The following is a 23,086-nucleotide window of genomic DNA, read 5'->3' on the forward strand; positions in this document are numbered from 1 at the left end:
CCGAGGCGCGCGGGCTGCGACCGGGCGCGCCCCTGCGCCGTCGGCAGCGGCCGACGGAGGTGCAGATGTCCTCGGCGGCGCGCGACGGGCGGGACCCCGCGCTCGTGGGCGACGCCCTGTCCCGGCTGGCCACCGAGCGCGGCTGGTCGGCGGACCTGTCGGTCGGCGGGGTCGTCGGCCGCTGGCGCGAGGTCGTCGGCGACCAGCTGGCCGACCACTGCACGCCCGAGACCTTCGACGACGGTCTGCTCGTGCTCCGCACCGACTCGACCGCGTGGGCCACGCAGGTCCGGCTCCTCGTGCCCCAGCTGCTGCGCCGCCTGGAGGCCGAGCTGGGTCCGGACGTGGTCCGCGACGTCAAGGTGGTCGGGCCCGCCGGGGTCCAGTGGGGCCACGGGCAGCGTCGCGTGGCCGGCCGCGGACCGCGCGACACCTACGCCTGAGCGGCGTCTTGTGCCGTGACACACCCGCCAGGGCCGCGAATGCCGCTCTGAGGCCCGCGAGGTGCTCCGGCCACCACCGGGTCACCGCCTCGTCCTGATCGGCGTTCCTGGCTGTGTGCAAGGCCGTGAGAGGGCCATGACAGGGTAGACTGACCGCTGTCATTCCTGGTGCTCCGGAGCGCCGGAGGAGCCGTCCGGCGCAGCGCCCAGCGCGTGGCCCGTCGTCGTGCGGCCTTCCTTCCGTCGACGCGACCACCAGGGAGCCTCTGCGACGGGGTCGTCCCCCGCGCGACCTCGAAGGAGCACCCCGGCCCGTGGCTGACCAGAGCGCGACCGCACCGCAGACCGACCCGCTCGACGGCACCTCCGAGAACCCCGCACCGACCGTGGTCCGCAAGGACAACGGGTACGACGCGAGCAACATCACGGTCCTCGAGGGGCTGGAGGCCGTCCGCAAGCGGCCGGGCATGTACATCGGCTCGACGGGTCCCCGCGGTCTGCACCACCTGGTCTACGAGGTGGTCGACAACTCGGTCGACGAGGCGCTGGCCGGGTACTGCACCCACATCGAGGTCGTGCTCCAGGCCGACGGCGGCGTCCGGGTCTCCGACGACGGCCGCGGCATCCCCGTCGCGATCCACCCCACGGAGGGCCGCCCGACGGTCGAGGTGGTCATGACGATCCTCCACGCCGGCGGCAAGTTCGGCGGGGGCGGCTACGCGGTCTCGGGCGGTCTGCACGGCGTCGGCATCTCGGTCGTCAACGCGCTGTCCAGCAAGGTCGTCACGACCGTGAAGCGCGACGGGTACACGTGGCGGCAGTCCTTCGCCGACGGCGGCAAGCCCGTCGGCGAGCTGGAGCAGCTCGAGCCCACGGAGGAGACCGGGACCACGCAGGTCTTCCACGCCGACGACGCGATCTTCGAGACGGTCGACTACGACTTCGAGACGCTCCGGGCGCGGTTCCAGCAGTACGCGTTCCTCAACAAGGGCCTGCAGATCACGCTCACGGACGAGCGGCCGCAGCACACCGGCACCGAGGACGAGGTGACGGAGCCGGCGAAGGACCAGCCCACCGACGTCGCCGCCGACAACGGCGGACCGCTGCACCACCGGACGGTGAGCTACCGGTACGACGGCGGCCTCGTCGACTACGTCAAGCACCTCAACGCGGCCAAGAAGGTCGAGATCGTGCACCCCGACGTCATCGAGATCGAGGCCGAGGACACGGAGCGCAAGATCGCCGTGGAGGTCGCCCTCCAGTGGACGGGCGCCTACTCCGAGTCGGTGCACACCTTCGCGAACACCATCAGCACCACCGAGGGCGGCACCCACGAGGAGGGCTTCCGCGCCGCGCTGACCACCCTGGTCAACCGCTACGCGCGCGAGAAGAACATCCTCAAGGAGAAGGAGGAGAACCTCACCGGCGACGACATCCGCGAGGGGCTCACCGCCGTCATCTCCGTCAAGCTCGGCGAGCCGCAGTTCGAGGGCCAGACGAAGACCAAGCTCGGCAACACCGAGGCCAAGACGTTCGTGCAGAAGGTCGTCAACGAGAAGCTGACCGACTGGCTCGACTCCCACCCCAGCGAGGCCCGGGACGTCATTCGCAAGTCCATCCAGGCGGCGGCGGCTCGGATGGCCGCGCGCAAGGCCCGCGAGGCGACCCGACGCAAGGGGCTGCTGGAGTCCGGCGGCATGCCGGGCAAGCTGCGCGACTGCCAGTCGAACAAGGCCGAAGAGTGCGAGGTCTTCATCGTCGAGGGCGACTCGGCCGGTGGCTCGGCCGTCCGCGGGCGCAACCCGCGCACCCAGGCGATCCTCCCGATCCGCGGCAAGATCCTCAACGTCGAGCGCGCGCGGCTGGACCGCGCCCTGGGCAACGCCGAGGTGCAGGCGCTCATCACGGCGTTCGGCACCGGGATCGGCGAGGACTTCGACATCAGCAAGCTGCGGTATCACAAGATCGTCCTGATGGCCGACGCCGACGTCGACGGGCAGCACATCTCCACGCTGCTGCTGACGCTGCTGTTCCGCTACATGCCCGACCTCATCAAGGAGGGGCACGTCTACCTCGCGCAGCCGCCGCTGTACCGCATCAAGTGGTCCAACGCCCCGCACGACTACGTGTACTCCGACCGGGAGCGCGACGCGTTCCTCTCCGAGGGGATCGCCGCCGGCAAGCGCGTGCCCAAGGAGAACGGCATCCAGCGCTACAAGGGCCTGGGTGAGATGGACTACTCGGAGCTGTGGGACACGACCATGGACCCGGAGCACCGCACCCTGCGGCAGGTGAACCTCGACGACGCCGCCGCGGCGGACGAGATCTTCGCCATCCTCATGGGCGAGGACGTGGAGAGCCGCCGCAGCTTCATCCAGCGCAACGCCAAGGACGTGAGGTTCCTCGACATCTGAGGAGCGCAGCGCAGCGAGCACCGCAGGATGTCGACAACAATCACAGACATCTGAGGAACGCTGGCACGGCGCGAGCACCGCAGGATGTCGACAACAAGCACAGACATCTGAGGATCGCTGGCACAGCGCGAGCGCAGCGAGCACCGACGCACGACCGGACCACCGCCTGTCCTGAACGAGGAGCACCGTGACCGACCAGACGCCGCCCACCGGGGACGAGCCGACGCCCGACCTGCCCGCCGAGGTGCTCACCGACCGGATCACGCCGGTCGACCTGCAGCTCGAGATGCAGCGGTCCTACCTCGACTACGCGATGTCGGTCATCGTCGGGCGCGCGCTGCCGGACGTGCGGGACGGCCTCAAGCCGGTCCACCGCCGCGTCCTGTACGCCATGTACGACGGCGGCTACCGCCCGGACCGGCAGTTCTCCAAGTGCTCGCGCGTCGTCGGCGACGTCATGGGCAAGTACCACCCGCACGGCGACACGGCGATCTACGACGCGCTGGTCCGCCTGGTGCAGGACTGGTCGCTGCGCTACCCGCTCGTCTGGGGCCAGGGGAACTTCGGCTCCCCGGGCAACGACCCGGCCGCGGCGCCCCGGTACACCGAGTGCAAGATGGCGCCGCTGGCGATGGAGATGGTGCGCGACATCGACCGCGACACCGTCGACTTCCGCGACAACTACGACGGCCACACGCAGGAGCCGACCGTCCTGCCGGCGCGGTTCCCCAACCTCCTCGTCAACGGCAGCGCCGGCATCGCCGTCGGCATGGCGACGAACATCCCGCCGCACAACCTCCGTGAGGTGGCCGAGGGCGTCAAGTGGCACCTGGAGCACCCGGAGGCCAGCAAGGAGGAGCTGCTCGAGGCGCTCATCCAGCGCATCCCCGGGCCGGACTTCCCCACCGGCGCGACGATCCTGGGCCGCCGCGGCATCGAGGACGCCTACCGGACCGGCCGCGGGTCGATCACGATGCGGGCGGTCGTCACGGTCGAGGAGATCCAGAACCGGGTCTGCCTCGTCGTCACCGAGCTCCCGTACCAGGTGAACCCGGACAACCTCGCGGCCAAGATCGCCGAGCTGGTCAAGGAGGGCCGCATCCAGGGGATCGCGGACATCCGCGACGAGACCTCGGGCCGCACCGGCCAGCGCCTCGTCGTCGTGCTCAAGCGCGACGCCGTCGCGAAGGTCGTGCTCAACAACCTCTACAAGCACACGCAGCTGCAGGACACCTTCGGCGCGAACATGCTCGCGCTCGTCGACGAGGTGCCCCGGACGCTGAGCATCGACGCGTTCGTGCGCCACTGGGTCACCCACCAGCTCGACGTCATCGTCCGGCGCACGAACTTCCTCCTGCGCGAGGCCCAGGAGAAGGCGCACATCCTGCGCGGCTACCTCAAGGCCCTCGACGCCCTCGACGAGGTCATCGCGCTCATCCGCCGCTCGCCGGACGTCGAGGAGGCGCGCCGCGGGCTCATGGCGCTGCTCGAGGTCGACGAGGTCCAGGCGACCGCCATCCTCAACCTCCAGCTGCGCCGCCTGGCCGCCCTGGAGCGGCAGAAGATCATCGACGACTACGACCAGCTCATGCGGGAGATCGAGGACTACACCGACATCCTCGCCCGCCCCGAGCGGCAGCGGCAGATCGTCGGGGACGAGCTCGACCTCGTCGTCACGAAGTACGGCGACGAGCGTCGCACCACGATCCTGCCGTTCGACGGCGAGGTGTCGATGGAGGACCTCATCCCCGAGGAGGAGGTCGTCGTCACCATCACCCGCGGCGGGTACGCCAAGCGCACGCGCAGCGACCAGTACCGGGTGCAGAAGCGCGGCGGCAAGGGCGTCCGGGGCGCGCAGCTGCGGGCGGACGACGTCGTCGAGCACTTCGGTGTGACGACGACGCACCACTGGCTGCTGTTCTTCACCAACCTCGGCCGGGTCTACCGCGCCAAGGCGTACGAGCTGCCCGAGGGCGGCCGGGACTCCAAGGGCCAGCACGTCGCGAACCTCCTGGCGTTCCAGCCGGGCGAGCAGATCGCGAACGTCATCGACCTGCGCGACTACGACCAGGCGGACTACCTGGTCCTGGCCACGCGGCGCGGTCTGGTCAAGAAGACGCGGCTTGCGGAGTACGACTCGAACCGCTCCGGGGGCCTCATCGCGATCAACCTGCGCGCGGACGAGGACGGCACCCCCGACGAGCTGGTCTCCGCGGCGCTCGTCCACGAGGACTCCGAGCTGCTGCTCGTGTCGCGCAAGGGTCAGGCCGTGCGGTTCCGCGCGACGACGGACGAGCTGCGGCCCATGGGTCGGGCGACGTCCGGTGTGACGGGCATGCGGTTCCGCGAGGGCGACGAGCTGCTCGCGATGACCGTGATCGAGCCCGAGTCGTACCTCGTGACGATCACCGACGGCGGTACCGCGAAGCGGTCGGACATGCACCGGGTCGGCGGGGACGGGAACCTCGACTACCGCCGGACGCGGCGCGGTGGCCTCGGTGTCCGGGCGGCGCGCCTGCCCGACGACCGTGGCTCGCTCGTCGGTGCGCTCATGGCCGGCGCCGCCGACGAGGTGCTCGTGGTCATGGAACGGGGCAAGGTCGTCCGCTCGCTCGTCGGGGAGATCCCCGTGCACGGGCGGGACGCGACCGGTGTGATCCTCGCGAAGCCGGACGCCGGCGACCGGATCCTCGCGGTGGCCCGCAACGTGGAGCGGAATCTTGGGACCGATGCGGTTACCGTTGACGCGGAGGGGGCGGGCGAGACCCCCGTCGAGGACGCGGCACCCGGTGAGGACCCGGCGCTGACAGAGGGAGACCGATGAGCACCGACGGCACGCAGCCGCGCCCCACCAGCCCGACCGCACCGGGCCGCACGTCGGTCCGCACCGCGGAGAGCGCGCCCCAGACCGACGTCCGGACCACCGCGGAGCGTCCGGCGGTGCCGGCGCGGGACGGCGGGGCGTCGCCGTCGGTCTCGGACCGTCTCAAGGCGGCCGGCGCCGCGGTCGCGGGTGCGGTCAACCGCGACGACCGCCCGGCGTCGTCGCGACCGGGCGTCGCCCCGCGCGAGGAGGCGGGCGCGTCCGCGGCCACCACGGCTCCGCGGCGGGTCCGCCTCGCGCTCGCGCGGATCGACCCGTGGTCCGTCATGAAGCTGTCGTTCCTGCTGTCGTTCGCCGTGGGGATCATGATGGTCGTCGCCGCGGCGGTCGTCTGGTTCACGCTGGACGGCCAGGGCGTCTTCGCCCAGCTCGACCAGACCATCACCGAGATCACCGGCAACCCGGACTTCTTCCCCATGGAGGAGTACGTCGCCTTCGACCGGGTCATGGCCCTGGCGACGATCATCGCGATCGTCGACGTCGTGCTGCTCACCGCCCTGGCGACCATCGGCGCGTTCCTCTACAACATCGTCGCGGCGCTCGTGGGTGGCATCCACATGACCCTGACGGACGACTGAGCACGGACGCCTCTCCCCCCGCGGCTGCCGCTCGCACCGGCCGCCCGCCCACCACAAGCCGACTTGGGCCGGACGTGGGCGCTGGGGTAGTCTCATGCGGCGCCCGCGGGCGCACGGGCCTATAGCTCAGACGGTTAGAGCGCTTCCCTGATAAGGAAGAGGTCAGAGGTTCAAGTCCTCTTAGGCCCACTCCCGAGATGCTCCACCGGAGGACAGATGAAGAAGATCATCATCGCCCTGCTCGCGGTCGGAGCCGGCTACCTCGCCTGGCGCACGTACGCGGAGGACCGTGACGAGCGCGACCTGTGGACCGAGGTCACGGACGACGTCGCCTGACGGGTCCGATCGAGGACAGCACGACTCACAGCACGACCCGAACGCACCACCAGCACGGCACCCGAGGTGCCACCCGCGGCCCCGGCCGCACGGGGCCATGGCGCAATTGGTAGCGCACCTGCTTTGCAAGCAGGGGGTTAGGGGTTCGAGTCCCCTTGGCTCCACCGCACGCACAAGGCTCGAACCCTTGCCAACGGAAACGTTGGTCGAGGTTCGGGCCTTGTTCGCGTCTGCGGCCCAGGTCAGGGCGTTGGCGTTGACCTGCGGATCGAGGAGCATCTCGAAGGGCCGGTTGTGCTCGACGCGCAGCTCGTTGTCCTCGTCGATGAAGACCTTGGTGAAGAAGGCCTGGTTGCACAGGCGCCGGTTGGTGTCGTCGCAGCGGGTGTAGATGTTGGCGCAGTTGGCGAGTAGGCCGAGGGCGTCGTCGAGGTGGGCTCGGGCGTCGGCGTAGTCGCCGAAGTGGGCGTCGATGCGGCGGGTCACTTGGTTGAGTTCGGCGACGATGCGGTCCTGCTCGCGCTTGAGCACGGAGAGCGGGATCGCGTCGGCGTAGTGCGCTTGCATGAGGCGGTCCTGCTCGCTTTCGAGCCGGTCACGGTTGGTGGTGAGGCGTTCCAGTTCCTCGGTTTCGACGGCCATGAGCCGGTCGAACTCGTGGTGGAGCATGCCCGCGAGGGCGTCCTGCTGGGCGGGCGTGATCTGGACGCGGGTGTAGTAGTCCTCGACGAGCTTCTCGACGTCTTCGATGAGCATCGCCTGGCGTGTGCAGTCGGTGCGCTTGGAGTGCCGACCGGAGCACACGAAGTAGCAGTAGACGTTGCCGTGGCGGTTCTTCGCGTTGGAGACGATGAGCCGGGAGCCGCACTGGCCGCAGTGGATGGTGCCTTTGAGGTAGTGGCCGTGGACTTGGGTTGCCTCGACGGCGCACTGGTGCGCGGTGAGCACGGACTGTACCTGGTACCAGACCTCGGCTGGCACGAGTGCCGGGTGGCTTCCCTTGTAGCGGGTGCCCCTGTAGATGACATCGCCCTTGTAGTACGGGTTGGTCAGGAGCCGATGGATGGTGGATACCGCCAGAGGCTTCGCCGGCCTCTTCGGCGTGGGCAGGCTGCGCAGCCCGCGCGAGGTGAGTTCGTCGTGGAGTTGGCTGACGCTCCAGTTGCCCGAGGCGTACGCCTTGAACGCCCACTCGATCATCGGTGCTCGCTCGGGATCGAGCTCGATGGTGCGGACTTCGCGCCCGAGCTCGTCGCGCTTGCGGACGTTCAAGTAGCCGATGGGCGCGCGCCCGTTCGTGCCGCCGCCGATGGCCTTCTGGTTCATGCCCTTGGCGACCTCGGTGGCGAGGTTGCGGGAGTAGAACTCGGCGATGGTGGACATGATGCCGTGCAGCAGCATCCCGGAGGGGGTCTCGTCGATGTTCTCGGACGCAGACACGAGCATGACCCCGCACTGTTGGAGTGCGAGGTGGATACTCACGTCGTCGGCGCGGTTGCGGGCGAGCCGGTCGACCTTGTGAACGATGCAGTACGCGACCTTGTTGGCCTTGACATACTGGATCATCCGCATCAGCTCGGGCCGGTCGGACGACTTGGCTGAGGCTCCCGCGTCGACGAACTCCTCGACGATGCCGGCGCCGAGCTGTTCGGCCTTACGCCGGGTCGCTTCGCGCTGGGCAGGGATCGAGAAGCCTTCGTCGGTCCCGCCCTTCTCGGCCTGCTCGCGGGTGGAGACCCGCAGGTACGACACAGCGGCAGCCGCAGTCTTGGGCGGGTCGATGAGGCTGGCTGCCGGATCGTCGGCAATGGTGGTCATCGGGGCTCACTCTCACGCGGTTCGACCCTCGCGCTCCCACTGTTGGTGGGAGGGGTGTTGATCGTGAGAGCAGCCGTTGAAGGCTGTAGGGCGAGACCCGATGGTCTCGGTGCGTGTTGCCCGCCGAGCGGCGAGGTTTAGGCCACAACACCCCGCATCGCGAGGCTTGCACAGTTCATTCTACCGGGCGGCTTCAGAGGCGGCCAGGCCATCCGGCGCCGCCCGGTAGGTGTCGGGCACCCGCTCGGCCGCGCGGGCCGCGCGGCTCTCGCCGGTCTCCTGCAATGTCAGCCGGATGAGAACCTCGGCGAGCTTGTGCAGGTCGGCGCGTTCGCGGTGGACGGCCCGGACGGAGAACGACCGCTCCTCGTAGGGGCGACGGTCGGTCTTCTTGGCGTAGCGGCTCATCGGTCTACTGCGCTTCGTCGTCGTCCAGGCCGGCGTAGAACTCGTCTTCGGCCTCCTGGCGCTTGCGGACTTGGGCGATGACGAACTCGACGAACTCGGCGGCCCGGTCGGTGAAGGTGAAGTCCTGGATCGTGGGTGCCGGGTCCTCACCGGGCCACGCAGCTTGCCGGGTCGGGCGGTCGCGGTCCCCACGAGTACCGCAGGCCGTGACCCAGTAGCGAAGCCGCTCTCGAGCGTCGGCGAAGTCGCGGTGCCAACCGAGCGGCGCGGATGCGTTCTGCTCGGGGTCGTAGGCCGCGAGCCAATGCAGGTGCAGCGCCGACAGCTCCCAGACCATCTCCGGGTGGTGGTGCCAGAACGGCGGCACCACCGCGACCGGGAGGCCATAGGTGCGCCGCAGCCAGTCAACCCACCGGTTCAGCGCGAGCCATTCCTGCTCCAGCTCGTGCGCCGTCAGCAGGTTCCAGTTCACGGGGTGCGGCGGTTCGGGCATGTCCGCGTTCGTGACGCGGGGCGGTCCGTCGAAGACGTCCGGCTCATCCATCTCATGCTGATCGTTCATGGTGCTTCGACTCCCGAACTCACATGCTGACCGGGGCGTGCGCCGCGGTCGCTGCTCGCTGCGTCGGCTCGTACGTTGCTGCGTCCCGGCCCACTCCATTGCGCGGCGTCCGGTCGACCTCGTAGCGGGTTCGCGCGGCGTCGTGGCCGATCTTCTTGGCGACGAACTCTTCGCCCTCGATTGCCTGACCGTTGCGCTCGTAGTTGACCGGCCGCGTGTAGCCCTCGGCGACGAAGTTGTCGCCCTGGGCGAAGCTCGCGTGCGCGTGCTCAGCGGAACGCCCGAACATCACCAAGTGGTGGTAGGTCGTCTCGGTCTGCGTGAACGAGCCGTCGTCCTCGCGGCGGAAGTGCTCCTTGCCGATACGGGCGAAGAACCTGGCGTCTCCCTTTGCCGTCTCGGTGAGCAACGGCTCCGAAGCGATGAAGCCTGACAGCGATTCCTGGGTGTGAATGGCCATGATGGCCTCCTCCTGACTCGGTCGACCAACTGCGTGTGGGTCGCTCTGTCAGGCAGGTGCACTGGAGCTTCCAAGCGTCGTCAGGAGGCGGGACGGTGGCGCAGAAGCGCTTCGAGTTCGTCGCGGTCAGTGCGGAGCTGCGCTGCGTCGGGCCGGGTCGGCCAGGCGCGCAGGTCGGTGACGATGGGCGGCGCAGAGCGCAGCATCGTGATGCCGGTGCCGAACGGCAGTGTTCGGATGCGGTCTGGCGGCAGGATCGGGACGCGGCGGATCGAGCGCTGATTCGAGCGGGTGCCGTGGTCGCCGAGGGTCACGCTGTCGGTGTGCTCGTCGCGCTCTCCGATGAGCGTGGAGAGGTCTTGGAGGTCACGGCTGTTGGATGCGCCGCCGAGGATGATCTTGACGATGCTGGCGTCCCAGATCGCGCCGGCCTGATGCTCACTCCACCTGTCGCGAGCCTGGGCGAGGGACTGCAAGACCGGCATGGTCGTGATCCCGGTGCCGCCACCTTCGGCCATGAGCGTCGGCAGTGACGGCAGCGGCGCGAGGTTTCCGATCTCGTCGAGCGCGAGCAACAGCGGCGGGTCGAGCCGGGCTCCCGGTGAGCGTGCCGCGAGTCGGCGGGCGGTTTCGATGAGGTCTTCGACGAACGCCGCGACCAGCGACGCGGAGGCTCCCGCTCCGGCACCGGTGGCGAGCAGGTAGAGGGTGCCTTGTTCGGTGAGGAAGGTCTCGGGGTCGAAGTGTTCGTGCGGTCCTGGCGTGACAGCATCGAGCACGCGCGGGTCGGCGAGGGCTGCGAGCGCGAGGGAGACGCCTTGCCAGATGCTGTCGCGGGTCTTGGGGTCGGCGTCGATCATCGCGGCTAGCGAGTCGTCCCAGCCCATCGCGGCGTTCGGGTGCGAGTTGAGGATCGCGACGGCCTCCGACGCCGCGCTGGGATCAAGAGTCCACCTGAACAGCTCGGCCGGCTGGCGGCCGTCGAGCGCGGCAGCGTGCAGCAGGCTCTGGAGTGCTGTGCGGGTCTTGCCCTCCCAGAACCCGCCGGACTCGACCCCGCCAGCACTGAGGCCTGTGGCGGCGGCGAGGCCGTTGGCGCGGATCATCGCGGTCAGCGGATCGTCGCACCCGCGAATGGGCGACCAGCGCAGCCCGGCGGGGATGCCCTCGGCGAGGTGTTGCGGGTCGAACACGGCGACCGGCCCGCCCTTGCGGCGTCGGTCGCGGAGGGTCGCGGTGAGGTTATCGGGCCTGGTGCTGGTGGTGACGACCGCTCCGGGTGCGTCGAGGATCGCGTTGATGACGACATGCAGGCCCTTGCCTGAGCTGAGCGGGGCGGGCCGATCAGCAGGATCGAGTCTTCGACCGATGCCCAGACCTTCGTTCCACGACTGGCACCGAGCAGGTAGCCGACATCCTGCGGTGCTGGCGACTCCAAGGAGGGCCGCAGCGTGGCCGCGCGGTGAAGCAGTGCTTTCGCGGATGCGGCGGTCTTGACCTCGTGGCTGGTCGCGATCCCCGCCAGTCGGTGCGGGTCGGTCTCTGTCTTCCGCGTGTGGCGGCGCAGCACGATCCACACCCAGACGATCCCGGCAGCGAGTCCGCCGAGCAGTGCCGTGCTGACAAGCCAGTAGACGACCGGGTTGAGTCCGTCGGCACCGAGCGCGGTCGCTGGATCGCCGGGGTTGAACAGTACGGCGAGCCCCGCCGCTGCGCCGGCGTCTGGTTGCGGTGTGCCGGTGAGGAACGCGGCGACGCTACCAGCGGCGCGGAGGGCGAGAGCGATCCCGAACATGCCGATCAGGCCAATGAGGGCGGCATTGGTGAGTTCGTCGCCCATGCCCGCGGCTTGCCGCTGGTTCATGTCAGCCGCCGCACCGCGAGCGTGCCCGAGATGCGCCCGAACAGGATCACCTCGTGTGTGCCGTCCGGCAGGTCGTCGAGGTCAATGAGCGTCCGGGTTTCGCCGGTTCCGGTGGCGTCGGTGTGGGAGACGATCGTCGCGACGGCGACATCCTCGCCGGGGACGAACCCGCCCGCGGTGACCTCGGCCAAGCGCGGCATCCGTCGGGCGTGACGGCTCCGACGAGTCTCCGGCACCGGGTTCTCGGTCGGTGCCGCTGCGCGTCGGGGCTTGCGGGTGCGGAGGATCTCGATGAAGACGCCGCCATCGTTCTCGCGCACTTCGACCCGGACCGCGATGGTGCGGTCCTTGGTGATGGCATCCATGAGCGGCCCGAACGTCGCCCGCGTCCAAGCGCTCCCGTCCGGCGACGCGAACGGTGTCCCATCGACCATCGCGGCGAGGGTGCCGTCTTCGGCGACGGTCACGAGGACATGCGGCAGCTCGACGGGAGCCGTGTTCTCGTCGTCGGTCGTGGTGGATCGGCGTGGGCCATTGAGGTTCATCGGTGGCCTCCGGCTGCACGGCTGCTGGTGTCGAATAGTGCGAGTTCGTCGGGGTGGAGTTGGTGTTGGCAGACGAAGCTTCTGGCCTTGATCCGCCATAGGCCTTGTCCGACGCCGAGGTTTGGCAAGAGCTGCTGCTCGGTGCCGGTCAGGCCGAGAGCGGTAGCGGTCGGTCCGAGTTGGTCGGACTCCTGCCGGTACACGATCCGCGTCTCGGCGTTCGCAAGCAGTGAGTTGGCCAGCGAGCGCATGGCGGAGCCTTGGTCGCCCACGTTGTCGAGGTCGGTGAGCTTGTGGAAGATCAGCATGTTCGCGATCCCGTAGTGCCTGGCGAGTCGCCAGTGCGCATCCATCCGCCGCAACAGAGCCGGGTGGGACATGAGCCGCCAGGCCTCGTCGTAGATCACCCACCGCTGCCCACCGTTCGGGTCGAGCAGCGCAGACTCCATCCACGCCGACGAGCACGTCATCAACACCGAAATGAGCGTCGAGTTCTCGGTGACCCGCGAGAGATCGAGCGAGATCATCGGCAACGACGGATCGAACGCGACCGTCGAAGGGCCATCAAACAGCCCGGCCAGGTCACCGGCCACGAGGCGGCGCAGCGCATGGCCGACAAGCCTGCCGTCCTCGGCCAACCTGTCGTCGGCATCCGCACTCGGGGCGAGGATGCGATCAACGACCATCGGCAGGATCGGCACGTCGTTCTCCCGCACCGTCTGAGTCAGGGCGATGTCGATCGCGGTGTGCTCCAACGGCGACAAGCCGCGCGCGAGCACGGTCTCCGCGAGGGCGCCGATCAGGTCACGGCGTCGCGCAGCGACGGTCGAGGCCCACTGCTCATCCGAGAGTCCGCTGGGCCGGTGGCCTTCGTCGAGTGGATTCAGGCGAGTGTTGAGTCCGTGGCCGAGGACGATGGCGCGTCCGCCGACGGCGTTGGCGACGGCGGTGTGTTCGCCCTTTGGATCGCCGGGAACGTACACGCGCCGCCCGAACGGTAGCGACCGCGTGTAGAGGGACTTGGCCAGCGATGACTTGCCGGAGCCGACGATCCCGGCCAGCACCACGTTGGGTGCGGTGATGATGCCGCGTGCGTAGAGCACCCACGGGTCGTAGACGAAGCTCCCGCCCGAGTAGAGGTCTTGGCCGACGAACACGCCGTCGGCGCCGAGACCGCCCTCGGCGACGAACGGGTACGCGCCCGCCAGTGTCGCCGACGTGTCCTGATGCCGCGTCAGATGAAACCGACCTGGGGTGCGCAGCCGCGCAGCACCGGACTCGCCCGCCTTCGGCAGGTAGATCGTCGCGCGGCGCTCGGCGCGCTCCTGCTCAGCCTTCGCCTTCGCGGCGGCGATCGCGGTCCTGTGCTGCTCGGCGTGGAGCCTCGCCTCGGCCTTGCGGCGCTGCTTGCGGAGCTTGCGCCGCTCCTTCGACGGTGCCACCAGAACGGCAGTGTGCAGCCGCGCGCGATCCTCGGTCACCGCACCAGCCCCCGCGCCTGCTTGACCGCCGTGATCTTGGCCGGCTCGAACCACGACCCGTCTCGCTTCGGCGCGGGCAGGTCGGCCCGCTCTGGGGCGCCCGGCGACGAGTACGACACCAGCAGTTCCGGCCCACCCTGCACCGGCTCGGGCTCGATCTGTTCGGCGGCGTGGGTCTCTGCCTCCGGTTCGGTGTAGCGGCGCAGCAACGAGACGTAGCCGACGTGCGGGTTGACGACCAGCGCGTAGTCGCCCGAGAGCGCCACCCGGTCGTTTGTTCCCTCGCCGGGCTCGTCGTAGACGTATCCGTTCTCCAGCGCGGCCTGCGTGGTCTCGTCGCCGTAGTCCCACTGCGCGAGGAAGTCCACCGCATCGACATGGCCCAGCTCGCCGAGGATGCGCAATGGCCGGTCGGCCTCTTCGCCCTGGAGGAACACCACGCTGACCCACCGCGACGGCGCGGCCTCCTCGACGGCGGGCTCTGGATGCCAAGCGATCCGCCCCGCAGCGATGAACCCCTCCGCGAGCCGGTCATACGCCCGGTCGACGAGACTCGCGGCCTGACGCAACTCCTCCGCAGTGGCGAGCGCGTCCCGCACTCCTGCCTCGTGGCTGCCGGCGTCGTTGAAGGCGTGCGCGGCCTTGCGCTCGTGAACATCAGCGATCTGGTCGAGCGCCTGCCGCAGCGACCGCATCCCCGAGGACAGGTCACCGATAACCCCATACATCTCGGCTGGCTGATCGAACCCCCGGCTCGCGTGAGTGAGTCCGCGCAAGGCTTGGGACGCCTCAGCGGCATCGGCAGTCGAATCGAAGAACGTGGGCATGGTCGGCCTCCTCGCAAGTCGTGTGACCAGGAGGTGTGCTGCGATGACCCAGGCGCTGTCGAAGGCGGCTGACATACTTGATGGAGGCGTCGGAGGGAGGCACGAGGCAGTCACCGGCGAGAAGGAGAGCCACATGGACGACCCGCGCGACGAGTCCGGTAATGATGACGCCGTTGGCAGGCAGACCGCAGAGGACGGTCAGGTCAGGACCGACGCGCTTGAGCTCGCAGCGTCCACGACCCTCGTCGAGGTGACGCCAGGCGTCGCAGTCGTATTCGGCGAAGTCCCCGACGGTCTTGAACTCATCAGTCTTGACATGGTGCCGTCCTTCGACCGCGCTCAGCTCTCCACCGCTCTCGGCTCCTTCGGCAACGCAGGCACGATCGTCGGGAACGTCGCAGAGGCTGTATCGAGCGCGCAAGGCCTCTTCCGCGTCAACGATGCGACGCTGTCTCTGTTGAAGAGCGGCGGGGAGATGGCAGCAAAGGACGGCGCCAAGCTCGGGGCGATCTTCAAGAACGGTGAACTGGTCGCCCAGGCGCGATTCATCCCAGCCTCCATGACGGCCGCCACGGCGATCGCAGCTATCGGCCCGGCCGTCGCCATGATCGCGCTCCAAATGCAGCTCGGCGAGATTTCCGGCCTCGTCCGCTCCAACATCCAGCTCACGACGCAGACGCTCAAGGCCATCCGAAACGAGCAATGGGCAGAGCTTGAAGGGCTGGCGGAGTCCGTCGATGAGGCAGTCAAGGAGACCCGCGAACTCGACGCCATCACAGACTCTGTCTGGGAGCCCATCGCTCCCAGCGGTCCCAACATCCGCAAGCAATTGAAGCTATACCGCAAGAACGTGGCAGGCCATGTCCAGGAACTCGGGAAGTTGGACGGTCGCGCTCGCCGCCAGTACCTCGAATCCAACGCCGAAGCAATCGTCTTCGATACCTACGCGCTTCTCAGCTCACTCAAGACCCACGCGGAGTACCAGGCTGTCCGGGCCGCCCTCGCCAGAACACGAAGCACCAACGACGAGAGCGAAGCGCAGCTCTTCGACCGGATCGCCCGGAACACTCCCGTCGAGATCGACGAGTCGCTCTCCGAAATCCGATCGCTGACCGAGTCGCTCGTCCGCGAGTTGCGGATCATCGCCGAACTCCCCGGCCGCGCCACCGTGCCTCTCACGAAGAAGCGAAAAGACGCCAAGGCTTCTCAACTCACTTGCAGGCAGCTCCTCGAAGCGATCGACCCTTTGGCCAACATGCTCCAGCCAGCAGTCGAGATGCCAGCAGTACCAGCGGCGGTATGCGCACCCGAAGGGCTTGAACTCGATCCGTATCTGCATATCCTTCGGTGGTTCCTTGAGGATGGCGAGACGCTTCGCAGCGTGGCCTTCCCATACGAAATGGGAACTCACAACTTCGCTGGCGTCGTGCCGGCCATTCTCGCCAGAAGGGTTGATGCGACCTGGGATGCGCTCGCGCCAGGAAGAGCCAGTGCCATCGTTGAGAAGTTCGCGTCGAGCACGTTCGTAGCGGTGACTGACCGACGGATCGTCACCGCTAACCCAGGGAACCTCCTAAAGCGAGGCGAACTCGGCCCGATCTACTCCCTGGATGACGTGCGGAATGTACGCGGTCGCTCGCACCGCGGAGCGGGCGTCCGACCCACTATCGACGTGGCCACAGAGGAGCGCGATCTGCATTGGATGTTCCCCGACGCCGCGGAGCACGAGGACATCGACAGCTTGGCGGCGGCTCTCTCCGAAAGAACGCCCCACGCTGTTTCGGCCCCGACAGCGATTGAAGGACTTGCCACAGCAGACTCCGCCATCGACGCCTAGAGATTGCGCGAGTGCAGGCATGAGTGAGCAGGAAGGCTTCCGGCCGACGGGTGGGCGGGCAAAGAGCGGCAAGTGCGCGCTGTGCGGGGCCCGGGCAAGACTCACCAAGGCACACGTGCCACCGAGAGCTGCATTCAACAATGGGAGCTTCTCTTGGGGCGGCACGACAGCAGGCAACCGACTTGCCCACGGGCGTCCACGACTCGGTGGCGCCAGCCTGTATGCGCATTGCGAACCTTGCCGGGCAGCCACATCCCCTTGGGATGACGAGTACATTCGGTGGGCCTACACCTTCGCAGGCAACCTGCTCCACTCCCAATGGAAGGGCGAGCGGACTCATATTGAAGGAAAGCTCAACGAGGTTCGCCCGGGCCGATTCATCCGCTCCGCGCTCGCGGGCATGACAGCGCTGACTCCGAAACTCATCGATTCACACCCTGACCTGGTCGGGGCCGTGCGGCATGGAGTCGCAGCCCCAGCGCCAGAGGGCATCCGGCTCTTGGCGGCGATCGCGCCGGACGGAGCGGCGGCGGTCCTTGAGGGAGCACACGAGGGCTTGGCCGTAAAGCTGTCGCGGGATGGTGGAAGGGACGATGAATGGACGACAACGACCACACCGACAATCTCTGCCGTGATTCACTTCCCTCCGTTCAGCTTGCTGCTCGCGGATCGCCAGCTGGTGAGCGCTTTGCCACATGCCGACTGCACGGACTGGCTAGAACTCGGGGTCGACGACCTCGCAGACGTGTCCCTGGTGCTTCCCGTGGTCGATCTGCCACGAACCCCAGACGCGCCGGTTCCTGTTTCGATGCTTCGGTTCATCGAGGCGCGAGCCTGATCCACTGCCGGAGCAAGGGTCGGGTCACGCCGCGGCGGTGGCGGTTGACTTAGACCCGGCGGCAGAGCGGGAGCGCGGCGGCGGTGAACGCGGCGGCTTGCTGTCCGACGAGGAGCCGGGTCTCACAGGATGCCTGGATCGCGGCTTGCTCGATGGCGGCAACGGCTGCGTCGAGTTCTTCGACGGTGGGTGCGGAGACGGCGATGAGGCCGGTGTAGCGAAGGATGCCGTGTCCGGCGGTGAGGTCGGCTTCTTGTTGGAGCACGTCGTGGTACTCGGCGGTCTGGGAGGCATCTTCGATCTGGCCGATCTTCGCGCGCTGGGCCTGGTCGGAGATGTGCTCGACCTTCTTCTTGCGGATGTCGCGAGCGGCAGCATCGGAGCGCATCGGGGTGCAGATCAGCGAGAACGATCGCTGGATGCCAGTGGACAGCAACACCGGCGACAGGAACCCCGGATACACCAGCGACCGCGGCCACTCGCTGACCCAGAGCACCGCATGGTGAGCGGAGTCGGTGCGCAACCTGCCCCAGGTCTCGGTGACGGCAACCGGCCCCGCAGTCGCAAGCGACTGGCCGAGCCTCCCGTGGCGTTCCAGCGTGGCGGCGATGGCGGGGTCGTAGGCCGAGCGCAGCATCACCGCGATCTGCCCCGGTGTCAGCCACCCGGACGGCGAGAGGTCGGCGGAGCGGAGCGCGGCGACGAGGGTGTTCATCTCCTGGCGCAGCACGGCGGCGGCACCGCGTATCCCGCCGCCAGCGGTCCTGATCTGACGGGCACTGGTCTTCATGTCCAGTGACAGCGAGAGCGTGGTGGCGTGTCGTTCGCCGGCGGGTCCGGCGCGGTCGATGAGTTCGGCGTAGGTGTCGGCCGCCCACGAGCCGTCCGGGGTGCCGTGGGTGGCCCACCATTCGGCCAGTCCGGTGCCGGAGTCCGGGAGGGTGCGTTCGAGGACTTGCAGCGTCGCGATCCGCCCGGAACGGCAGACGGTGGCCAGGACGCGGCCCCAGGAGCTGACGCGGCGTTCCTGCTCGCCGGGATCGAGGAGCACGAACGCGGGATGGGTGACCTCGCACACGACGGTCAACGTGGCGGCGTGGGGGTCGTGGATCATGCCGGCGCTGGTGTCGGGGTCGGTGTACTCGCGCAGTCGCGCCATGTCGCCGGGCAGTGCGAGGGTGCCGACGGGGCGCGGGACGACGATCCTGAGCCGGTACAGCAGTTGGCCGCCGGTGGTGCGCCACAGCCACCAGCAGGCGATGGGTAGCCACTCCACGATGGGACGGCCTGCGATGGGTATCCAGGTCAGGGCTGCGGCGAGTACCCAGATGGGCGCGGTGTAGGCGAGGAGCATCCCGCCGCCGGCGTAGAACGCGCCGATGAGCGTGGCTCCGCCGATGGCAAGCGTGATGAGCTGGGTCAGCGACAGGCCGAGAAGGACACCACGGCGGGTGAGGCGGGAGAACTTCACCGGCACGAGTTCGCCCGCGGTCGGGTGGTCGTGGTTCGTGCTGCTCATCGTCTACTCCTTCGGTGGGCGTGGCGCGGGCGGCGGGGGCTGCTTCGGCGGCGGTGACGGGTCGGTGCTCGGCGGTCTTGGTGCCGGGCTCGACGGCGGTGCCGCAGGTGAGGCGGCGGGCGGCGGCGGGGTCTGCACGGCTGCGTCTGCGGCGTGCTCACCCTGGGCTCCCAACGCGGTTCCGGCCTCCGGCCCGGCGGTCGCGGCACCCTTGGCGACACTCGCCCCGACCACGACGCCTGCCACGACGGGACCGGCTGCGGCTGCACTGCCTCCGCTTGCTGCAGCCCCACCACCGGCGGCCCCTCCGCCGCTCGCGGCGGGTGCCGGTGCCGGGGTCTTCGGCGACGGTGGAGCGCTACCTCCACCGGCGGAGCCTCCGCCCGGGTTCCCGCCGCCGCTGGTTCCGTCGAGCACCTTCTTTGGCTCTCCGCCTGATTGCGGCTTGGTCGGGACGGGGATCGGCCGGTTGAGTGCGCTCTTGGCGTCCTGCTCGGAACCGATGGCGTGGTACATGTCGAACCCGACGAACGCGATGAACTTGTAGGTGAGGTACGGCGCGAACGCGGCCATCGCCATCAGCACGATCCCCGCGATGGGATCACTGACCGAGGCGAGGTCGGCGTCGATCGGTGCCGAGACCTGGGTGATCGCGACGAGGAACATCACGACGAGGACGAGCTTGGAGCAGATCAGGGCAACGACGAACATCGCCCACTTCCCGATCCACCCCCGAGAGGCGTCCCAGGATGCGCCGCTGAACGCGAGCGGCGCGAACACGACCGCCACCAGAAGGAGCGCTTTCCTGACGAGGAGGGACAGCCACACGATCGCGGCGGCGGTGATCGCGAGGCCGGCCATGAAGATCGTGATAATCGCTCCGACACCGGGTGCGGCGATGTTGATCCCGACCAGCCCTGCGGCGAGGAGGGCGATCTTGTCGCCCATCGACTCAGTGGTCTCTCCGGCGGCCTGCACGATCCCGATGCATAGCTGATCGACGACTTCGAGCAGCAGCGCTGTCAGCGTGATGACCACGAACGATCCGAGGACGGACTTCGCCAGCCCCAGCGCGGCTCGGGTGAGGGCGGTGGGGTCGCGGCGGATCAGCCCGGTGATGAGTTGGAGGCAGAAGAAGATCAGCATGACGAAGACCGCGATGCCGAACAGCAGGTTGTAGACGGCGATGTAGCCGGGCTTGGTGACATCCACGAGAGTCGTGGTGTCGAAGACCGACCAGACGGCCTCGAACAGCCACCCGGCGGCGGCACCCATCGCCTGGGCGAGCCAGTCGAACGGGGCCGCGACCAGAGACGCGGCTCCTTCGCCGACGGCATCGCAGACCGAGGAGATCACGGGAGCGTCGCACACGCCCATCACGAACACCAGCTCTCGACGACGGGGCGGGTCAGACGGACTGGCCGACGTTCCAGAAGAAGTTGATCAGCGTTACGCTCGCGCCGCAGATCACCGCTGCGCCGCAGGAGACGAGGACGCCGATCTTCCCGCGCGAGGCGAGGTGCGGGTTCGAGGAGTTCGCACCGAAGCCCCACACGATCGCGGACACGATCAGCGCGAGCACGGACAGGATGAGGCCGACGGTCATCACCGCGCCGACGATGGTGCGCAGCTGATTGATCCCCGGCAGGCCGTCGGTGTTGGGGTCGATGTTGATGTCCATCGGCACCAGTAGGGGCGCGGACATGACGTTGGTGAGCAGATCGAACACGGTAGGTCTCCTTGGCGACGGGCGGTCCGCCCGCGAACTCGCAGACGGGGTACACGCGACAGGTGCGCTCTCGTCGCCGTCTTCGTCGGTGGCCGCCCGTAGCCTTGGAGCATCTGTGCGTCGCGCGCCCGCAAGGGACCGCCGGATCGAGAGGTGCAAGGAATATGAGTCAGTACGGGGTGAACTACCTCCAGCGATTGCGTGCCGCCGTTGAGAAGTTCGAGGAAGCCTTCGACGCTTGGATGAGCACTCAGGTCGAGTCAGATCACATGTCGGCGCGCGGCCTCTTTCCTACTGTGTGGACGAAGGAAGGTCAGGAACAGAACGAGGTTCAACGTCTCGAACTCGGTGTCGCCGAGGCTGCTGGCCTGGCAGCGAGCGCAGTGTCAGTGACCGGTGCCTACATTGGGATCGCGGGTCTCGGAGCGATCGACCCAATCTCCAACTGGTCATTTATGTCTGCACCCAAGGCCCCCATCGCGCCTCGGGATATTCGGACTACTACCGCCAACGTCAAGGGCAGGCTCGACGCGATGATCGTCGATGCCGAGTCACGTACGGACTCTGACCTTCCGACCTTCGCTCCCGCACAGTTTCACCCCGTGGTCTGGGCTGGTGCCTCCGCCCATTGGACTACGCATCAGTACCGAGTTGCAGTTCGTGAAGCGGCCGAAGGCCTCACGGTCCACTGGAAGGAACGTCTCGGCAGGAACGATGTCGATGACACGGTCTTCTGGCAGCAGACGTTGTCGCCAGGCGCACCTGAACCGGGCAAGCCGAAGCTCACCTGGCCGGGAGGGTCGGATGACAAGACGGTGAAGAGCATGCGCGGTGGTCTTGAGCCGCTCGCGAAGGCACTCAACGCGCTGGCCACTGGTCTGAACCTCACGGTCCGCAACGTGACGACCCACACGCGCACCGAACTGTCCGAGCAGGAAGCGATGGAGCGCCTCGCGGCGTACAGCTACCTCGCGCGCCTGCTCGACCGGTGCGAAACAGCGAGCGCCGACGCGGAGGAATCGGATCAATGACCGCAACGCTACAAACTCGACCCGACTGTGAGTAGCCAGTTCATCCAGGCGACGCCGCCTCCGGCGAGGACGGCGGCACCGACGGCGACGAGGACTCCGATGCGGCCCTTGCTGGCGGTGGCGTAGTTGCCGTGCGCTGTCGCGATGGCCCACACGATCGCCGAGACGATCAGCATGAGGACGGCGACGATGAGGACGAAGGTCAGGAGAGCGCCGACCACGGCGCGGAGGTCTCCGATGCCGCCGAGCCCGTCGAAGTCGGGGAAGACACCCATCGCCGATCAACCTGCCTTGACGGTGACGTGGAGGTGATCGTAGTGGCCTCCGGTGATGGAGGCGGGGTCGTGCATGCCGCCGCCGTTGTAGGGTCGCCAGCCGTCGGCGTCGCGGCCGAGGGACCAGATTTTCCCTTGCCAGATCAGGTACTCGACGCCGAGCACGTCGGCGTTGTCCTTCATCCAGTTGGTGACCTTCCAGCCGGCGTCGAGTTGGGCCGGGGTGGGTCGCTGGCCGATGCGGTTGCCGAAGGTGATGTCGCACGCCCGCCCGAGGGGGTGCTCGGACTTGGTGCCGGGGCGCGGTGAGTAGCAGCCCCAGCCGGTGTCGGGGAACGCGGCGAGGGTCTGCTGGTAGAGGTGGAGCATGCGGGCGGTGATCTTGCCCGAGCTGGTGGGATCGTCGACGAGCCGGTCGGGGTCTCCATCGACGCCACTGGGCGCGCCGGGGGTCCCGGCGGTGTTGCAGGCGGCTGGTGATCCGCTGGTCGCTGTGGGGAGGTCCGCGGCTCCGTGTTGGTTGAGCCAGGCGGCGGCGTCGATTGCTTCGCCGCCTGTGCCGCCGGGGCGGACCTCGAAGTGCAGGTGGGCTCCGGTGCTCATGCCCGAGGAGCCGACATCTCCGATGTGCTGCCCGGCCATTACGCGGTCGCCGGCGTGGACGTGGATGCCGTGCTGCCACATGTGCGCGTAGGCGGTCGCGACGGTCTGGCCGTCGATGGTGTGCTCGACGACGATGAGGCCGCCGTATCCGCCGGAGAACTCCGCGACGGTGACCACGCCGTCGGCGGCGGCGAGGATCGGGGTGCCGTCGGGCGCGGCGAAGTCGGTGCCGGTGTGCAGCTTCTGCTCCCCGGTAATCGGGTGCGTCCGCATCCCGAACGGGGAGGTCAGCACCCAGGTGCCTTCGGGCAGTGGGAACACCACCCGCGACGACGCGGACGCTGCACCGCCCGCTCCGAGTCCAGGCCCGCCACCTCTGGTGAGGGCGGTGAGGATGCTCTCGGCGACGGGTTCGTAGTTGCGGTAGCGGTCAGGGTAGGCGGAGACCTCGACGGCTTGAGCGGCTGCGCCTGGGTCCATCTGCTGCCAGCCGGGGATGTCGAGCAGGCCGCGCGGTGAGGAGTAGTTCGGGCCGGTCGGGCCGCCGAAGAACGCGCGGGCTTGGTAGGTGGGGTCCATGAGTTCAGCGACGGTTCCCCAGCCGGATTGGGGGCTCTTCGGATCTATGCGTGGT

19 protein-coding genes, 2 tRNA genes and 2 pseudogenes are annotated in these 23,086 nt (G+C 68.4%); 10 read left to right on the plus strand and 13 right to left on the minus strand.

Translation table 11 applies throughout. From position 1 onward, the window contains the following. From N866_RS07435 to N866_RS07460, 7 genes are all read left to right on the plus strand, one after another. Positions 1–443 (plus strand): DciA family protein (locus N866_RS07435; protein WP_034224854.1); only part of this gene is annotated, 443 nt, incomplete at its 5' end. A 386-nt stretch (positions 444–829) separates the two neighbouring features. Next, entirely contained in the window at positions 830–2,857 is a 2,028-nt protein-coding gene (gyrB, locus tag N866_RS07440) for a DNA topoisomerase (ATP-hydrolyzing) subunit B (protein WP_034224881.1), read from the plus strand. 187 nt (positions 2,858–3,044) lie between these two features. Further along, positions 3,045–5,681, plus strand: a complete 2,637-nt coding sequence (gene gyrA / locus N866_RS07445) for a DNA gyrase subunit A (RefSeq protein ID WP_052022546.1) — start codon at positions 3,045–3,047, stop codon at positions 5,679–5,681. Then, a complete protein-coding gene (locus N866_RS22075; protein ID WP_081802431.1) occupies positions 5,678–6,319 on the plus strand; it encodes a DUF3566 domain-containing protein in 642 nt (213 codons plus the stop codon). The genes gyrA and N866_RS22075 overlap by 4 nt, the downstream gene beginning before the upstream one ends. A gap of 115 nt (positions 6,320–6,434) precedes the next feature. Then, positions 6,435–6,508: transfer RNA gene (locus tag N866_RS07455), tRNA-Ile, on the plus strand. A 27-nt stretch (positions 6,509–6,535) separates the two neighbouring features. Beyond that, positions 6,536–6,655: a DLW-39 family protein gene (locus tag N866_RS22080; RefSeq protein WP_216699396.1), complete on the plus strand. Its 120-nt coding sequence runs from the start codon at positions 6,536–6,538 to the stop codon at positions 6,653–6,655. 91 nt (positions 6,656–6,746) lie between these two features. Then, positions 6,747–6,819 (plus strand) — tRNA-Ala (locus tag N866_RS07460). 613 nt (positions 6,820–7,432) lie between these two features. Here the strand turns inward: N866_RS07460 and N866_RS20390 are convergent. From N866_RS20390 to N866_RS07500, 8 genes and pseudogenes are all read right to left on the minus strand, one after another. After that, a pseudogene (locus tag N866_RS20390) lies at positions 7,433–8,473 on the minus strand (recombinase family protein); the annotation flags it as partial. A gap of 180 nt (positions 8,474–8,653) precedes the next feature. Beyond that, positions 8,654–8,881 (minus strand): hypothetical protein, encoded by a 228-nt coding sequence (locus N866_RS07470; protein WP_034224858.1) that lies wholly within the window; start codon positions 8,879–8,881, stop codon positions 8,654–8,656. Between the two features lie 4 nt (positions 8,882–8,885). Next, positions 8,886–9,425 (minus strand): hypothetical protein, encoded by a 540-nt coding sequence (locus tag N866_RS07475; RefSeq protein ID WP_081802432.1) that lies wholly within the window; start codon positions 9,423–9,425, stop codon positions 8,886–8,888. A gap of 37 nt (positions 9,426–9,462) precedes the next feature. Further along, on the minus strand, positions 9,463–9,903 hold the full coding sequence (locus N866_RS07480; protein WP_034224863.1) for a single-stranded DNA-binding protein: 441 nt from the start codon (positions 9,901–9,903) through the stop codon (positions 9,463–9,465). A gap of 80 nt (positions 9,904–9,983) precedes the next feature. Then, a pseudogene (locus N866_RS07485) lies at positions 9,984–11,767 on the minus strand (type IV secretory system conjugative DNA transfer family protein). After that, the gene (locus tag N866_RS07490; protein WP_034224865.1) at positions 11,764–12,312 is read right to left on the minus strand and encodes a hypothetical protein; all 549 of its coding nucleotides are present in this window, start codon (positions 12,310–12,312) and stop codon (positions 11,764–11,766) included. Before N866_RS07490 ends, N866_RS07485 begins: the two are co-directional and overlap by 4 nt. Beyond that, entirely contained in the window at positions 12,309–13,793 is a 1,485-nt protein-coding gene (locus N866_RS07495) for an ATP-binding protein (RefSeq protein WP_034224867.1), read from the minus strand. Before N866_RS07495 ends, N866_RS07490 begins: the two co-directional genes overlap by 4 nt. Continuing rightward, the gene (locus tag N866_RS07500; protein WP_034224869.1) at positions 13,790–14,620 is read right to left on the minus strand and encodes a hypothetical protein; all 831 of its coding nucleotides are present in this window, start codon (positions 14,618–14,620) and stop codon (positions 13,790–13,792) included. Before N866_RS07500 ends, N866_RS07495 begins: the two co-directional genes overlap by 4 nt. A 43-nt stretch (positions 14,621–14,663) precedes the next feature. On the opposite strand from N866_RS07500, the gene N866_RS07505 reads away from it, so the two are divergent. Together N866_RS07505 and N866_RS20860 are read left to right on the plus strand one after the other, a co-directional pair. Beyond that, the gene (locus N866_RS07505; RefSeq protein WP_216699397.1) at positions 14,664–16,457 is read left to right on the plus strand and encodes a hypothetical protein; all 1,794 of its coding nucleotides are present in this window, start codon (positions 14,664–14,666) and stop codon (positions 16,455–16,457) included. Between the two features lie 400 nt (positions 16,458–16,857). After that, positions 16,858–17,295: a hypothetical protein gene (locus tag N866_RS20860; protein WP_155855250.1), complete on the plus strand. Its 438-nt coding sequence runs from the start codon at positions 16,858–16,860 to the stop codon at positions 17,293–17,295. A 49-nt stretch (positions 17,296–17,344) separates the two neighbouring features. Here N866_RS20860 and N866_RS07515 read toward each other — a convergent pair whose 3' ends face one another. The 3 genes from N866_RS07515 to N866_RS07525 are packed head-to-tail and all read right to left on the minus strand — an operon-like array spanning position 17,345 to position 20,519. After that, complete coding sequence (locus tag N866_RS07515) at positions 17,345–18,814, minus strand: PrgI family protein (protein WP_034224873.1); 1,470 nt, start codon at positions 18,812–18,814, stop codon at positions 17,345–17,347. Positions 18,815–18,817: 3 nt separating this feature from the next. After that, on the minus strand, positions 18,818–20,191 hold the full coding sequence (locus tag N866_RS07520) for a hypothetical protein (RefSeq protein WP_034224889.1): 1,374 nt from the start codon (positions 20,189–20,191) through the stop codon (positions 18,818–18,820). 31 nt (positions 20,192–20,222) lie between these two features. Further along, positions 20,223–20,519: a DUF6112 family protein gene (locus N866_RS07525; RefSeq protein WP_375544631.1), complete on the minus strand. Its 297-nt coding sequence runs from the start codon at positions 20,517–20,519 to the stop codon at positions 20,223–20,225. 188 nt (positions 20,520–20,707) lie between these two features. Between N866_RS07525 and N866_RS07530 the strand changes: the two genes are divergently transcribed. Beyond that, positions 20,708–21,574 carry a TIGR02391 family protein gene (locus N866_RS07530; RefSeq protein ID WP_034224877.1) on the plus strand — a complete coding sequence of 289 codons (867 nt, stop codon included), beginning with the start codon at positions 20,708–20,710 and terminating at the stop codon, positions 21,572–21,574. 8 nt (positions 21,575–21,582) lie between these two features. Here the strand turns inward: N866_RS07530 and N866_RS07535 are convergent, their stop codons facing one another. Together N866_RS07535 and N866_RS07540 are read right to left on the minus strand one after the other, a co-directional pair. Beyond that, positions 21,583–21,849, minus strand: coding sequence for a DUF6112 family protein (locus N866_RS07535; protein WP_034224879.1), 267 nt, complete (start codon positions 21,847–21,849; stop codon positions 21,583–21,585). A 6-nt stretch (positions 21,850–21,855) separates the two neighbouring features. Beyond that, a partial coding sequence (locus tag N866_RS07540; RefSeq protein ID WP_034224891.1) for a M23 family metallopeptidase occupies positions 21,856–23,086 on the minus strand: 1,231 nt, incomplete at its 5' end.

The sequence above is a fragment of the Actinotalea ferrariae CF5-4 genome, from assembly GCF_000603945.1.
Lineage (GTDB): Bacteria > Actinomycetota > Actinomycetes > Actinomycetales > Cellulomonadaceae > Actinotalea > Actinotalea ferrariae.

Excerpts from the sequence above, each read along its gene's own strand:
- N866_RS07515 (WP_034224873.1), bottom strand. The coding sequence starts at position 18,814 with ATGAGCAGCACGAACCACGACCACCCGACCGCGGGCGAACTCGTGCCG.
- N866_RS07535 (WP_034224879.1), bottom strand. The coding sequence starts at position 21,849 with ATGGGTGTCTTCCCCGACTTCGACGGGCTCGGCGGCATCGGAGACCTC.
- N866_RS22080 (WP_216699396.1), top strand. The coding sequence starts at position 6,536 with ATGAAGAAGATCATCATCGCCCTGCTCGCGGTCGGAGCCGGCTACCTC.
- N866_RS07470 (WP_034224858.1), bottom strand. The coding sequence starts at position 8,881 with ATGAGCCGCTACGCCAAGAAGACCGACCGTCGCCCCTACGAGGAGCGG.
- N866_RS07525 (WP_375544631.1), bottom strand. The coding sequence starts at position 20,519 with ATGTCCGCGCCCCTACTGGTGCCGATGGACATCAACATCGACCCCAAC.
- N866_RS07520 (WP_034224889.1), bottom strand. The coding sequence starts at position 20,191 with ATGGGCGTGTGCGACGCTCCCGTGATCTCCTCGGTCTGCGATGCCGTC.
- N866_RS07530 (WP_034224877.1), top strand. The coding sequence starts at position 20,708 with ATGAGTCAGTACGGGGTGAACTACCTCCAGCGATTGCGTGCCGCCGTT.
- N866_RS07500 (WP_034224869.1), bottom strand. The coding sequence starts at position 14,620 with ATGCCCACGTTCTTCGATTCGACTGCCGATGCCGCTGAGGCGTCCCAA.
- N866_RS07475 (WP_081802432.1), bottom strand. The coding sequence starts at position 9,425 with ATGGATGAGCCGGACGTCTTCGACGGACCGCCCCGCGTCACGAACGCG.
- N866_RS07490 (WP_034224865.1), bottom strand. The coding sequence starts at position 12,312 with ATGAACCTCAATGGCCCACGCCGATCCACCACGACCGACGACGAGAAC.
- N866_RS07480 (WP_034224863.1), bottom strand. The coding sequence starts at position 9,903 with ATGGCCATTCACACCCAGGAATCGCTGTCAGGCTTCATCGCTTCGGAG.
- N866_RS22075 (WP_081802431.1), top strand. The coding sequence starts at position 5,678 with ATGAGCACCGACGGCACGCAGCCGCGCCCCACCAGCCCGACCGCACCG.
- N866_RS07505 (WP_216699397.1), top strand. The coding sequence starts at position 14,664 with ATGACCCAGGCGCTGTCGAAGGCGGCTGACATACTTGATGGAGGCGTC.
- N866_RS20860 (WP_155855250.1), top strand. The coding sequence starts at position 16,858 with ATGACAGCGCTGACTCCGAAACTCATCGATTCACACCCTGACCTGGTC.